Here is a 13,363-nt window from a genome sequence, read left to right on the forward strand (position 1 = left end):
CGGCCCGGCCGGATCACGCCGCGCTCGCCGACAGCCGGCCCTCGCGCGCCAGCTTGACCGCGACGGCCACGGTCGCCAGCGCCGGTGCCGCGCCGGCCAGCAGCATGCCGATCCGGGGCCCGAGGTGCTGGTCGATGCCGCCCACCAGCGGGCCGCCGAGCGACCCGCTGCCGAAGAAGACCAGCAGGTACACGCCCATGACCCGGCCGCGTACCGCGTCGTCGGCCGCGAGCTGCACCATCGAGTTGGCGGAGGTCTGCATGAGCAGCGTGGTCGCGCCGACCACCGTCAGGACCAGGCAGTAGCTCCACTCGTTGGGCGCCGAAGCGGCGAGCATCTCCGCCGCCGCCAGCGCCAGGCCGATGGCGACCAGGCCACGCAGCCGGGTGCGTGAGCGCCGCGCCGAGACCAGGCAACCGGCCAGCGAGCCGACCGCCACCACCGAGCTGAGCAGCCCGTACCCGCCCGGACCCGAGTGGTACACCGACCTCGCGTAGGCGGCCAGGGTCACCGGCAGGTTGATGGTGAACAGACCGAAGACGCCCACCAGGACGGTCGGCCACAGCATGTGCGGGCGGGCGGCCAGGTAGCGCAGTCCGTCGCCGAGCCGGCCGGGTGCCGCCGCGGCGGCCGGGCGCGTGGCGAGCGCGTCGCCGCGCAGCAGCAGCAGGGCGGTGATGGGGCCGGCGTACGCGAGGGCGTTGACGGTGAAGGCGTACCCGGGGCCGACCGCGTGGATGAGCACCCCGCTGATGGCCGGGCCGATGAGCGCGGCGGCCTGGAAGATGGACGAGTTGATGCTGATGGCGTTGCGCAGGTGCTCCGGGCCCACCATCTCGTTGACGAACGACTGGCGGGTGGGGTTGTCGAGGGCGGTCAGCAGGCCGAGGCCGGCCGCCACGGCGTACACGTGCCAGGCGCGCACCTGACCGCTGAGGGTCAGGCTGGCCAGCACCGCCGCCATCAGCGCCATGCCCAACTGGGTACAGAGCAGAATGCGGCGCTTCGGATAGCGGTCGGCGACCATCCCGCCGACCAGGCCGAACAGCAGCGTCGGCAGGAACTGCAGGGCGGTGGTGACGCCGACCGCGGTGGCGCTGCCGGTGATGGTCAGGACCAGCCAGTCCTGGGCGATGCGCTGCACCCAGCCGCCGGTGTTGGCGACGATCTGCCCGGAGGCGAAGCGCCGGAAATTGGGCACCGACAGCGACGCGAAGGTCGACGCGAGACTCGCCGCGGCGGGGCGGTGCGGGGTGGATGGAAAGTCGGAGGAACAGGAGTCTTGGGCGCTGATCGGCGCACTACTCAACGGTCGTCCAAACCTAGGGTTGTTGCCTGCGCCTCTCATCCTGGCCGCGCCCAGGGCATTCCTAAAGCGAATTGATCATATTACTGTGATAGCGGATCGCAATAAGAAGGGACGAGCGGTGTACGACCCCGAACTGCTGCGCACGTTCCTGGCGGTGGCCCGGTCGCTCAGCTTCACTCAGGCCGCCACGTCGCTGGGCATCCGCCAACCGACCGTCAGCCAGCACGTCCGCAAGCTCGAACAGGCGGTGGGCCGGCCGCTGTTCATCCGCGACACACGCACCGTCGCGCTGACCGCCGACGGTGAGGTGATGGCCGGTTTCGCCCGTTCGATTCTCGCCGCGTACGAGCCTGCGATGGGCTACTTCACCGGCTCCGACCTGAGCGGCCGGCTGCGCTTCGGCGTCACCGACGACCTGGCGCTCACCTCGGTGCCGAGGATCCTGCGCGACTTCCGCCAGCTGTACCCGCGCATCGTGCTGGAGCTGACCGTCTCGCAGAGCATCACGCTGCGGCGCCGGGTGGAGACGGGGCATCTCGATGTCGCGTTCGTCAAGGACAGCCCGGGCGAGGGACAGGGCCGCCTGGTGCGTCGCGACCGGCTGGTCTGGGCCGGCATCGAGGGCACCCGGATGGGGCAGGACCGGCCCGTGCCACTGATCGTGTACCGGGCGCCGAGCCTGAGCCGCTCCACCGGGGTGCAGGCGTTGGAGGACGCCGGCATCAGCTACCGCGTCACCTGCACGGTGCAGGGGGTCAACGGGGTGCTCGCGGCGGTGCGGGCGGGGCTGGGTATCGCCATCTTCGCGCGCAGCCTGGTGCCGGAGGACCTGGTCGAGCTGCCGGTCAGCGCGGCGCTGCCGACCCTCAGCGAAATCGACCTCGTGCTGCTGACCAACCCGCGCGCGGCGCCGGGCGCGGTCGACGCGCTCACCTCGGCGATCCTCGCCACCGGAAATCCGACCAGGAGCATGCGCCGCTGAACGCGCTCCCGCCCGCGTGCTCGATGCGAGAGGCGCCGGGCGGCGAGCGGCCGGTGGGTCAGCCGGTCGCTTCCCAGGCGCCGCGGATGATGTCCGGGAGGTCGGAGCGCTGCGCGCGCCAGCCGAGTTCGCCGGCGATCCGGCGCGGGTCGCAGATCAACGTGTGCGGCTCCTGCCTCGGCGGCAGGTGCCGCACCGGAACCCGTTTGCCGGTAACGCTTTCGGCCGCGGCGATGATCTCTGCGACGCTCACGCCCCGGCCGGTGCCCACGTTGTACACCGGCGCCCCGGGCCCGGCCGTTGCGGTGGATTCGAGCGCCAGCCGGAACGCGGCGGCCACGTCGAGCACGTGGGTGAACTCCCGTACCGCCGAGCCGTCGCCGTTGACCGTCACGTGTGGAAGCTCGCCCCGGATGGCGCGCAGCACGTTGGGGATGATGCGGGTCGGGTCGGCGTCCGGGTACCCGTCGACCGCGCCGGCGACGTTGAAGCAGCGCAGCGTGGCGGCGGAGATATCGCCCGTCGCCGCGTGGTACCCGACCAGCTGCTCGGCCGCCACCTTCGAGGCGCCGTACGGGTTCTCCGGCGCCGGCGGCAGGTCCTCTTGAAGTGCTCCGGTGCGCCGGGACCCGTACACGATGCTGGTGGAGGCGAACACGAACCGCACCGGGCCGGCCGCCCGGGCCGCGAGCAGCAGGTTGAGGGTGCCGCCCACGTTGACGTCGTAGTACGTGAGCGGATCCGCCACCGAATCGCGTCCCCGGGTCAGCGCGGCGAGGTGGCAGATCCCGTCGTACCGCCCGCGCGCCACCACCTCGGCGATCCGGACCCGGTCCCGCACGTCCGCTTCGACCGGATCGGCCCCCGCCGGTGGCTTCGTCCCGGTCGCGCCCCGGGTGAGCACGTCGACCCGGTGCCCGGCGCCGACCAACTCCGTGGCGACGGCCCGCCCGACAAAGCCCAGGCCGCCGGTGACCAGTACCCGCATCGGACCTCCCGCTCGCTCGACGACCCGACCGCTCGACCACCCGCCCGCTTCACGGCCCGACCGCTTGACGACCCGACCGCGACGCCGGGTGCCGCCCGCGCCACGTCGACAGCCTGTCACAGGGGTCGCTCGGGGCGGCGGGCGGGAAGCCGCTGTCGGTTGGCCGACCAGGAGTTGGGCATTCTGTTCACCGTCATGGGGACCGTTCTGCTGCTGGTCGGCCTGTCCGTCGTGCGCGGGAGATCCCGGGCCCGCCGCGTCCGGCGCGGGGGCCTGTCGGGTACGGCCAGGGTCCAGTCGCTCCGGCACAGCGCAGTCACCGCCCACCGCCAACCGTTGGTGGTCATCGGAGCGAGCGTGAGCGTCCCGGGCCGGCCGCTCTACCGGGTGACCCTGCGCACGGCGATGGACCTGATCCAACTGGCCCGCCTTCAGCCGGGCAACGTGATTCCGGTCAGGGTGGACCCCCGCCGGCCGAAGCGGGTCGAGATCGATTGGCTGGCTCCGGCGCCCCCGGGCGGGCCGTGGCCTGTCACCGCGTTGGAATGGGACACGTTGCCGCCCGCCGATACTGAGTAAGATCGCCCAACATGACGGACCCCTCCCCGGCCAATCTCGCGCTGCGCGATCGCAGGGTCGACATCTTCTTCGCGGTTGTGTTCGCGGCGTTCACGGTGACGTCCGTCATCAGCGACCTGCTGCCGACCGTCGGCGTCAACTTCTCGCACCCGTCCAGCAACTTCTTCGTGAACTCCAACTACTGGTACGCGCACGACGCCGACCCGCTGTTCATGCACCCGCCGACGTGGATGCGCATCGTCACCGGACTGTCGGCGTTCGGGTACATGCCGTTCTACGTGGTGCTGGTCTTCTCGCTGCTGACCGGCAAGAACTGGATCCAGCTGCCGTCGGTCATCTACGCGACGATGATCGTGTCGCTCACCGGCATCGTGGTGTTCGGCGTCGAGTTCTTCGGCGAACCGGCCTGGCGCACCCACAACCCGGCCAAGTTCCTGGCGTTCAATCTGGCCTACGTGCTGGTACCGCTGCTGTTGCTGATAAGGATGCGCAGACCCGCGCCGTTCGCCCGGAGGTTCTGACCTGACATAGTGTCGGCCATGGCACGTGTTCTCTATCGCGACGCGGCTCTCGCCGACGGCACCGGTCCACAACTGCGGGTCGGGGTGAGCCTGCTCGTGGACGACCACCGGATCGAGTGGATCCGCCCGGCCGACGACGAGCCGGATCCCGGCCCCGACGTCGAGGTCATCGACGCCTCGGGCGCCACCATCGTGCCGGGCCTGGTGGACAGCCACAGCCACCTCACCCTGCCCGGCGGGGCGCACTGGATCGACCGCGGGTTCGACCCGACCGACCGGCTGCTGCGGGTCGCCGAGGACAACGCGCGCCTGCAGCGGGCCGCGGGCGTGCGGTGGGCCCGCGACGTGGGTGCGCCGACGAGGACCGATCCGAGCGACGGGCGCACCCGGGCACTGACCCTCGGACTGCGTGACCGCTGGGCCGGTCACCGCGAGTACCCGTACGTGCGCGCGGCGGGCTCCTGGGTCACCCGCGTGGGGAGCCTGCCGCACGGGCTCGGCGTCGAGGTGGCCGACGGCGACGGGCTGGTGGCCGCGGTGACCCGGCAGCTCGACGACGGCGCCGACTTCGTGAAGCTGTACCTCGACGGCCCGGACCGGGACACCGCCCCGTTCACCGTGGACGAGGTGCGGGCGGCGGTGGACGCGGCGCACCGGCGCGGCGCGCGGGTCACCGCCCACTCCGGCCAGCTGGCCGGCGCCCGGAACGGGGTGCGGGCCGGCGTCGACTGCCTGGAGCACGGCTTCCAGCTCGACGCCGAGGTGGTGCGGGAGATGGCCGAGGGCGGGGTGGCGATGGTCTCCACGCTCGCGGTGCTGGAATCCTGGCGGTCCTTCGGGCAGACCACCACCCTGCCCCGTTTCGCCGAGCCGTCCGGTCGCGCGGCACTTGCCGCGCGGCGGGAATGGGCGCACGAGAGCGTGCGGCTGGCCGCGCGGGCGGGCGTGCTCATCGCGGCTGGTACGGACTTCGGCGGCGGTTCGCTGCGCGCCAACCAGCTGGCGTGGGAGATCGAGTGCCTGGTGACCGCCGGGCTCCAGCCGTGGCAGGCGCTGGCGGCCGCCACCCGCAACGGCGGCACGCTGCTGGGCGAGCCGGAGGCGGGCGTGATCCGGGAGGGCGGGCCGGCGGACTTCGTGCTCGTACACGGGGATCCGCTGTCGGACCCGGCCGCCATGTGGCGGGTCTGGCTGGTCTCCTGACGCGCAGACCCGCGGCAGACCGTGGTGCGGCGCAACGGTTGGCCGGGGCGGCCGGGTGGCCGCCCCGGACCGATCGCCGGCCCGGACAGGTAGTAGCCGGTGAACGTGTTGCCCTGCTTGACGAGCTTGAGCGTGACCGGCACCGCGAGCACCGGCTTGGCGGTGGCCAGGTACGAGGTGTTCGGGAACTGGTCGTTGCGGAACACGAAGCGCAGCCCGTCGTCCTGCGCCCGGAAGCTGACCTCCTTGGCACTGGGCGAGTCGCCGTCGCGGACCATCAGGCCGACGCCGGACGGCGGCGCGGTCTTGGTTTCGATGGTGGCGGTGACCGTCACGTTGGTGGCGCCGGACAGGTCGCTGTGCAGGAAGGTGCCGCCGTCCGCCGCGCTCCAGATGTTGTATCCGGTGGTGACGATCCGGTACGTCCCGCCGTCGTCGGTCACGAAACCGCCGCCCGGGGCACCGGCCGACCAGAACGGCGCACCGTACTGGTACGCGCCGATGGACGGCTTCGGGTCGGTGTAGTTGATGGTGACGCCGGGGAGGTACGCGCCGGCGTTGCGGGCCGGCGAGCCTGCGGCGAGCCGGAAGTCGCGGTCGGCCGGGTCGGCGTATCCGGGGTCGGTGCCGGGGACAGGACGGTCAGGACGGCGGTCGCGACTCTTCTTCGGTACACGATGCTCTCCTCGGCGTGGTGGCGCGGGGAACTCGATCGCGAAGGGACAGGGACAGGTGGAGCGTCGCCTCGGTGGCGGGATCCAGCGCCACCTCCAGCAACGGGCCGCCGACCGGTACCGGTTCGGCCGACCCGTCGGCGCGGGCCACGCCGATGGTGTGTTCGCCGTACGCGCCGGCCTGAACGAGTACCCGGCGGGGCCGCGCCGGGTCCAGGTTGACCAGCCGGAGCGTCACGGAGTCCGGCTCGATCCGCTCGACCAGGGCGGCCACCTCGGGCGGCAGCCCGGGGCGGTCGCGCGACGGATCGTGGTAACGCAGCCGGGCGTGCCACAGCCCGCCGTTGTACAGCGGCTGCGGCGCCCCGCAGCTGAGCTGGCTCAGTGCCTCGGTCAGCACCGGGTTGTGGTCCTGCCAGTGGTGAATGTCCGCTGTGGACGGTCCGGCGTGCCGGTCGGTCGGATCGGCCTCGATCCTGGCCATCCGCTGCGCCACCAGGTCCAGCGCCACCCGCAGCGTCCGCTCGGGATAGTCCGGGTTGTGCCCGGACAGGTAGGCCAGCCAGGGACGTTCGTGCCCGGCCTCCTCCTTGGAGCGCACCGGTTCCACGTCGCGCCAGCCGGGCCCGGCCGGGCCACCCAGCCGGGTCAGCCGGTCGGCGTCGGGCCGGGCCTGCGCGATCTGCCACAGCGCGGTGGGCAGCGCCATCTGCATGGGCTTCTCGACGAACCAGCCGCCGTCGTTGTGCTTGTACGGCACCATGGCGGTGCCGTCGGGCGCGAAGCGCAGCCGCGCCATCGTCATCTCCAGCGGCGCCCTGCCCAGGTCGAGGTACCCGTCGTCGCCGCCGACCAGCACCGCGTTGCACGCCGCCACGATCGCGGCGGCACCGACGCTGTGCAGGCCGTGCGGCCAGGCCCAGCCGTAGTGCCCGCCGTACCAGCGGCCACCCAGGTACTCCCCCACGGTTCCGGAGAGCCCGACATTGTCCGGCAGGACGCCGCCGGCCGCCCGGGTGCGCGCAAGCCACCCACCGGCGTAGCGCAGCACCCAGTCCCGGAACTCCGGCCGTCCGGTCATCAGGTACGCGTTGGCCATCAGGCTGGTGGCGGCCAGATTGACCGCGGTGTCGCCGCGCCCCATCCGGTCGCGCATCTCCCGACCCATCCGCCTGCTCAGCTCCGGGTCGGCGAGCAACTGGTCGTAGCCGGTGATCCCGGGCAGCCAGTCCAGCGGCAGTCCATAGTAGACAAACACCGGACTCCACGGGAAGACCGGCCGGCCGCCGGTCAGGCCCCGGCGCGGGCCGTCCGATCCGTTGTGCGGGGCGGTGATGAGGTTGGCGACCGGATCGTAGTTGCCGGGCGCTCCGCCGAGGTACAGCTCGGCGGAGCGCACCGCCTGCGCGCGCAGGTCCGCGTCGTCGGGGTCGGCCAGGCAGAGGTGGTAGAAGAACAGCAGTCCCTCGCCCTGGTGGAACCAGTCGTACCCGCGGTCGTGCCCGTCGCGCATCATGCCCAGCTCGGTCAGCTGCCGGCTGACCCCGGACCAGTGCCGCTTGGCGGCGGCGAGCAGGTCGTCGCCCCCGCCGAGCAGGTACAGCAGCGGCCAGTTGAAGAACGGCTCGTAGAAGTCGTCCACCCCGTCCCGGTCGTCCGGCGGCTCGCCGAGCCGGCCGGAGAACACCAGGCTCCCGTCCGCAGCGGTGTACCGGTCGGAGAACACCCGCCATGCCTTGTCCAGCGCGTCGAACAGTTGCCGCTGGAGCACGGCCCAGTCCGGCGGGGCCGGGCAGCTGCGCCCGGCCCGCACGGTTGGCCAGGTCATTTGTTCTTGGCCCATTTGTCCATCTGCTGCTGGGCCGCCTCCAGAAGGGCCGGCATGCCGGCCTGGTCGAGCTTGCCCAGGAACTGCGGGATGCCCTTGCCCGGATCGACCAGGCCGATGGCCACCTGCTGCTGGTACTCCTTGATGGCGGCCGAGACGGTGGACACCTGGGTCCGCAGGTCGGTGGTGTCCAACGAGAAGCCGAGCGCGACCGACGTCGCGGCGCTGGTGTTCAGCGCCTTCTCCACCTCCCAGCGCTTGGCCTTGGCGTCGTCCTCGGTGCGGTAGTAGGCGTTGAACTGGTTACCGAACTGCCAGTCCAGGTTCGGGTTGTACCGGTCGCTGGTCGAGGTCACCCCCTGCGGGAAGCCGACCACGCCGAGCGCCTGGTCGGCCACCACGTAGTCCTTGCCCTCGATGCCGAAGCAGATCAGGTTGTAGAGGTACTTGTCATTGTTGAGCAGTTCCAGGAACTCCATGACCTCCTGGGCGTGCTCGGTGTCGGCGGAGAGGCCGGTCAGCGTGGCGCTGACCCCGTCGGTGTTGAGCAACGGCGTGGCCACGAAGCTCTTGGCTACGGTCGGGAAGGTCTCCAGCTGCGGGTTGGTCGGCGGCGCCTGGGTGGACCACGCCGCGATGCTGCCGGCGTGCTGCTTGCTGGCCCGGTCGGCGTCGGGCAGCGGGTCCTTGGTGGTGTACCCGATCTGGTGCCACCGGTACATCAGCTCCGCGGCGGCCTTGTACTCGTCGGTGGCGTAGACATTGAGCACCTTGCGCTGGGCGTCGTCGTACCGCACCGCCAGCCCGTACGCGGTGGCGATCGGGTCGAGGCCGAAGATCTCCGGGTAGAACATCGTGCCGGTGGTGTCCACGTCCGTGCCCCAGCAGATGACGTCCTTTTCCCCCGCCTTGACCTTCGCCAGCCACGGCTCCAGGTCGGCGTAGGTCTTCACCGAGTCCAGGTCCAGGTCGTACTTATCCGCCATGGCCTTCGTGGCGCAGAACCCCCACAGCTTCGGGAAGCGCTGCTGGTTGATGACGCCGTAGATCTTCCCGTTCACCTTGGCGCCCTGCCACAGCGACTGCGACATGCTGGCGTACAGCTTCGGCGCGTACTTGGGCAGCAGGTCGTCCAGGGCCAACAGGTTGCCGCTGCCCGCGTTTTTGAAGAAGTCGTTGGCCCACGCGGCCGTGAAGAACGCGTCGCCCACGTTGCCGGCGGACATGTCCAGCGTCATCTTCTGGTCGTAGTTCAGCACGGGGGCCAGGGTGACGGTGAAGGTGCGGCCCAGCTTCTTCAGGTAAGCGTTTACCGCCTGCTGTACCAACCCCTGGTCCGGCGCGTTGACGAAGGCCATGTACTGATAGGTGATGTTCACGGCGCCGCCGCTGCCGGACGAACTGGAACAGGCGGCCAGCAGGGGTGCGGCGGCGCCGGCCGCACCGGCGGCGAGCAGCGCCTTGCCGCCGTATCCGAGCAGGCTTCTCCGCGAGATACCGGTCATGGTGGGGGTTACCTCCGGTCGTTGAAAAGGTCAGTCCTTGAGTCCGCCGATGGTGATGCCACGGACGAAGAAACGCTGTACGAATCCGAACGCGATGATGATCGGACCGATCGCGAGAACCGCGATGGCCATCCGCACGGTCTGCACCGGCACGCCCACCAGGTGGTTGGCGGTCTGGTTGCTCGCCGCGAAGTCGATGTTGGAGATGATCCGGTACAGCAGCAACTGCACCGGGGCCAGCTTGTCGTTGTCGATGTAGAGCAGCCCGAGCCACCAGTCGTTCCAGTAGGTCAGGGCGGTGAACAGGCCGACCGTGGCCATGGCCGGGCCGGACAGCGGGAGCACGATGCGGAAGAAGGTGCGGAACTCGCCCGCGCCGTCGATGCGCGCCGCGTCCATGATGTCGTTGGGCAACGACATGAAGTAGGTACGCAGGATCACCACGAACCAGGGCGAGACCAGGTACGGCAGGATCAGCGCGAACAGGGTGTCCTGCAGGTGCAGGTACTGCGTGATGAGGATGTAGCTGGGCACCAGTCCACCGCTGAACAGCATGGCGAACAGCAGGTAGAAGCCGATCGACCGGCGCAGCGCGAACTCCCGGCGAGACAACGTGTACGCCAGCATCGACATCACCAGCAGCGACACCAGGGTACCCACGACGGTGACCACAATGGACACCCCGTACGCCTGCACCAGTTGGCTGGAGTCGCCGATGACGTACCGGTACGCGAACGTGGTGAACTGCCGCGGCAGGAACGAGTACCCGTGCCGGTTGATGGCGTTCTCCGAGGAGAACGAGGCGCTCAGCACCATCAGCAGCGGCGCGACGAACGCCACCGCGCACAGCGCCAGCAGGAGGTGGATGAGCATCCGGCTCCAGTGCGGGCGCACCGCCTGGCGGCGCGGCACACCCGTGGCGTTGCGGCGCGTGCCCCGGACCGGCGGGCGGGCCCCCGGTGTGGCGGTTTGGACTACCATGCCAACCTCCTAGAACAGCGCCTTGGCCGGGTCGCGCCGGCGAACCAGCCAGTTCGCGACGAGCACCAGGACAAAGCCCACGACCGCCTGGTAGAGGCCGGCCGCGGCGGACATGCCCACGTCCCCGAGCGAGGTCAGGGCGCGGTAGACGTACGTGTCGATGACGTCGGTCGTCGGGTACAGCAGTGAGCTGTTGCGGGGCACCTGGAAGAACAGCCCGAAGTCCGCGTGGAACACGTGCCCGACCGACAGCAGCAGGTTGATGGTGATCAGCGGGGACAGCAGAGGCAGCGTGATGCGCCGGGTCTGCTGCCACTTCCCGGCCCCGTCCATCGAGGCGGCCTCGTAGTACTCCGGGTTGATGGCGATGATCGCGGCCAGGTACGCGATGACCCAGAACCCGACCGTCTTCCACACCTCGACCACGGTGAGGATGACCGGCCAGAAGCCCGACCGGGCGTACCAGTCGATCGGCTTCATGCCGACGTCGAGCAGGAGGTGGTTGGCCAGCCCGCTGTCGGCGTCGAGGAAGGCCACCACGAAGTAGGTGACCACCACGTAGGAGAAGACGTAGGGCAGGAACATCGCCGACTGGTACAGCTTGGCCAGCCTCGGCGAGCGGTCGCGCACCTCGTTGAGCAGCAGCGCCAGGCCCAGCGCCACCACCAGATTGGCCACGATGAACAGTGCGTTCATGCCGACCGTGTTGACGGTGATGCGCCACGCGTCGCCGCCGACGAACAGGAACTTGAAGTTCTGCAGCCCCACCCAGGCGCTGCCGAAGATGCCCTGCCGGGGCCGGTAGTTCTCGAAGGCGAGCACCAGGCCGGCCATCGGAACGTAGCTGAACACGAACAGGAGCAGCAGGGCGGGCAGCCCCATGAGCAGCAGCACGCCGTCCGCGCGCCGGAACCGCCGCCGCTTGCGGTGGACGGGACCGGGTGCGCTACCGGGCGGGCTGTGCGGGCGCTCCGGCGACGAACCGGGAGCCGTGCCGACGGCACTTGGGGCAGACATGTGCCCTCCTGATGGAAGTTCGAGGCAGGGCCGACGCGACCTGCGTCGGTGCGGTAGTCACCCACCGGCGGGGACGACCCGCCCGGGCGACGTTGCCAAGTATTAAATATCAGTCTCGGCGTCGTTGCTATATTTCTTTACTTATCGTTGGTCTGCAATATACTAGCCACATGGCATTGCTTGAGCAACCCCCGTCGCCGGGTACCCGTACCGCCGCTCTGGATCGCATCCGGGCCGCGCTGCCCGATCTGGCCCCGGCCGAGCGGCGCGTCGCGGAGCGCATCCTCGCCGACCCCGCCCGTGCGATAGCGCTGTCCATCAGCGAGTTCGCTCAGCTGTGCGACGTCGCGCAGCCGACCGTGTCGAGGTTCTGCCGCAACCTGGGATTCCCCGGCTATCCGGCGCTACGACTGGGCATCGCCAACGACTTCGCCGCCGAAAGCCACCGGGCCGCCGACACCGCGCCCGATGCGATGGGCGTGCTGGCGCAGCGGCTGCGCACCGACGCCACCATGCCGGCCGCCGCGCGGGCGCTGCGCATGGCAACGTGGGTGGAGATCTGGGCAGCACCGGAGCAGGCCGGCGCCGGTGGGGTGCTGGCCGCGGGCCTGGCCGAACTGTCCGTGCCCGCCGCGTCCGGGGCGGTCCCGGCGCACTGGGCGACCCGGGCCCGGGGCCTGCCGCCGGGCAGCGTGGTCATGCTGCTCGGCTACGGCAGCGAGGACTTCCTCCCGGCCGCGGCGCTGGCCGCCACGCGCGAGTCCGGCGCGCAGCTCATCTACCTCGCCGCGCAGCCGTCGCGGCGGCTGCTCAAGGAGGCCGACGTCTCGGTGCCGCTGCCCGAGGGGCCCTCCGCCGAACTCGTCGGCCTGCTGGTGGCCGACGCGCTGGTCGACGCGGTCCGCGCCGCCTCACACCTGGCCGGCCCGCCCGGTCCGGTCTCGCCGTGGCGAAGCTGGCCGCACGCCCGCACCGTGTTCCTGCCCGCCGGCGACGAACCCATCCCGGCCATTCACATCGACGCCCCGGCCGCCGCCCGGCGGGGCGCCCTGGTCATCTTCTACAACGGCTTCAGCGGCAACAAGGAGCAGGCGCTGCCGCCCGGTGTCCCGCAGAACCGGGTCAGCCCCAACATCGTGGCCGCGCTGATCAACGCCGGCTATGACGTGCTGGTCCCGGACGCCCCCGGCCACGGCGACCGGAAGCGCGCCTGGCAGGACATCGTCGCGCTGCACCAGCGCAGCTTCACCGGCAGCGGCCCCGACCTGCTGGCCACCGCCCGCGCCGAGACCACCGCGCTGGTCGACGGGGCGCTGGAGCTGGGCGTGGTGTCCTCGGCCAAGCGCATCGCCGTGGTGGGCCAGTCCTGGGGTGGATTGCAGACGCTGCTGAAGCTGGCCAGCGATGAGCGGATCGCCTGCGGCGCCGCCATCATGCCGGTCTGCGACGTCACGGTGATGCCGGACTTCGCCAACCTGGGCGACTCCGAACGCATCGCGGTCAGCGGACCCAGCCCGCGGCTGGGCCCCTCACTGGCCCCGCGCCCGCTGCTGGTCATCGCCGGCGGCAAGGACAGCCTCACCACCCCGGAGCACATCCAGGTGTTCGTCGACGGGATCGCACCGGCATACCGCAAGGCCAAGGCCCAGGCCAACCTTCGCCATGTGGTGCTGGAGGAGGTCGGCCACGAGTTCGACGCCCGGCAGGTCGACGCCGTGCTGGAGTGGCTGGACCGGCACCTGCCGGCGGCCAAGGCCAGCCGGGCGCGCGGCTGAC

At 70.9% G+C, this 13,363-nt stretch carries 12 protein-coding genes; 6 read left to right on the forward strand and 6 right to left on the reverse strand.

Going from position 1 to position 13,363, the window contains the following annotated elements:
- Positions 1 to 13 precede the first annotated feature (13 nt).
- Positions 14 to 1,309: an MFS transporter gene (locus ABEA87_RS23135; protein WP_345632753.1), complete on the reverse strand. Its 1,296-nt coding sequence runs from the start codon at positions 1,307 to 1,309 to the stop codon at positions 14 to 16.
- An 85-nt stretch (positions 1,310 to 1,394) separates the two neighbouring features.
- Between ABEA87_RS23135 and ABEA87_RS23140 the strand changes: the two genes are divergently transcribed.
- Positions 1,395 to 2,291, forward strand: a complete 897-nt coding sequence (locus ABEA87_RS23140; RefSeq protein ID WP_345632755.1) for a LysR substrate-binding domain-containing protein — start codon at positions 1,395 to 1,397, stop codon at positions 2,289 to 2,291.
- A gap of 58 nt (positions 2,292 to 2,349) precedes the next feature.
- On the opposite strand, the gene ABEA87_RS23145 is transcribed toward ABEA87_RS23140, so the two are convergent.
- Complete coding sequence (locus tag ABEA87_RS23145; protein WP_345632757.1) at positions 2,350 to 3,279, reverse strand: NAD-dependent epimerase/dehydratase family protein; 930 nt, start codon at positions 3,277 to 3,279, stop codon at positions 2,350 to 2,352.
- A gap of 195 nt (positions 3,280 to 3,474) precedes the next feature.
- Between ABEA87_RS23145 and ABEA87_RS23150 the strand changes: the two genes are divergently transcribed.
- The 4 genes from ABEA87_RS23150 (at position 3,475) to ABEA87_RS23165 (ending at position 6,107) form a co-directional block, all read left to right on the forward strand.
- A complete protein-coding gene (locus tag ABEA87_RS23150; protein WP_345632759.1) occupies positions 3,475 to 3,858 on the forward strand; it encodes a hypothetical protein in 384 nt (127 codons plus the stop codon).
- An 11-nt stretch (positions 3,859 to 3,869) separates the two neighbouring features.
- Positions 3,870 to 4,379, forward strand: coding sequence for an EXPERA domain-containing protein (locus ABEA87_RS23155; protein WP_345632761.1), 510 nt, complete (start codon positions 3,870 to 3,872; stop codon positions 4,377 to 4,379).
- Positions 4,380 to 4,397: 18 nt separating this feature from the next.
- Positions 4,398 to 5,582 (forward strand): amidohydrolase family protein, encoded by a 1,185-nt coding sequence (locus ABEA87_RS23160; protein WP_345632763.1) that lies wholly within the window; start codon positions 4,398 to 4,400, stop codon positions 5,580 to 5,582.
- Between the two features lie 132 nt (positions 5,583 to 5,714).
- Positions 5,715 to 6,107 carry a hypothetical protein gene (locus ABEA87_RS23165; RefSeq protein ID WP_345632765.1) on the forward strand — a complete coding sequence of 131 codons (393 nt, stop codon included), beginning with the start codon at positions 5,715 to 5,717 and terminating at the stop codon, positions 6,105 to 6,107.
- Positions 6,108 to 6,224: 117 nt separating this feature from the next.
- Here the strand turns inward: ABEA87_RS23165 and ABEA87_RS23170 are convergent, their stop codons facing one another.
- Genes ABEA87_RS23170 through ABEA87_RS23185 form a run of 4 tightly spaced genes read right to left on the reverse strand, consistent with a single transcriptional unit; the run spans position 6,225 to position 11,587 of the window.
- Positions 6,225 to 8,084 carry a hypothetical protein gene (locus ABEA87_RS23170; protein WP_345632767.1) on the reverse strand — a complete coding sequence of 620 codons (1,860 nt, stop codon included), beginning with the start codon at positions 8,082 to 8,084 and terminating at the stop codon, positions 6,225 to 6,227.
- Positions 8,081 to 9,589, reverse strand: a complete 1,509-nt coding sequence (locus ABEA87_RS23175) for an ABC transporter substrate-binding protein (RefSeq protein WP_345632769.1) — start codon at positions 9,587 to 9,589, stop codon at positions 8,081 to 8,083. Before ABEA87_RS23175 ends, ABEA87_RS23170 begins: the two co-directional genes overlap by 4 nt.
- A 30-nt stretch (positions 9,590 to 9,619) precedes the next feature.
- A complete protein-coding gene (locus ABEA87_RS23180; protein WP_345632771.1) occupies positions 9,620 to 10,570 on the reverse strand; it encodes a carbohydrate ABC transporter permease in 951 nt (316 codons plus the stop codon).
- A 9-nt stretch (positions 10,571 to 10,579) separates the two neighbouring features.
- Positions 10,580 to 11,587 carry an ABC transporter permease gene (locus tag ABEA87_RS23185; RefSeq protein WP_345632773.1) on the reverse strand — a complete coding sequence of 336 codons (1,008 nt, stop codon included), beginning with the start codon at positions 11,585 to 11,587 and terminating at the stop codon, positions 10,580 to 10,582.
- Positions 11,588 to 11,757: 170 nt separating this feature from the next.
- Here ABEA87_RS23185 and ABEA87_RS23190 point away from each other — a divergent pair, with 170 nt between their 5' ends.
- On the forward strand, positions 11,758 to 13,362 hold the full coding sequence (locus ABEA87_RS23190; protein ID WP_345632775.1) for an alpha/beta fold hydrolase: 1,605 nt from the start codon (positions 11,758 to 11,760) through the stop codon (positions 13,360 to 13,362).
- Position 13,363: the final 1 nt, after the last annotated feature.

It is taken from the genome of Rugosimonospora acidiphila, assembly GCF_039543385.1.
In the GTDB taxonomy this organism is placed as follows: domain Bacteria; phylum Actinomycetota; class Actinomycetes; order Mycobacteriales; family Micromonosporaceae; genus Rugosimonospora; species Rugosimonospora acidiphila.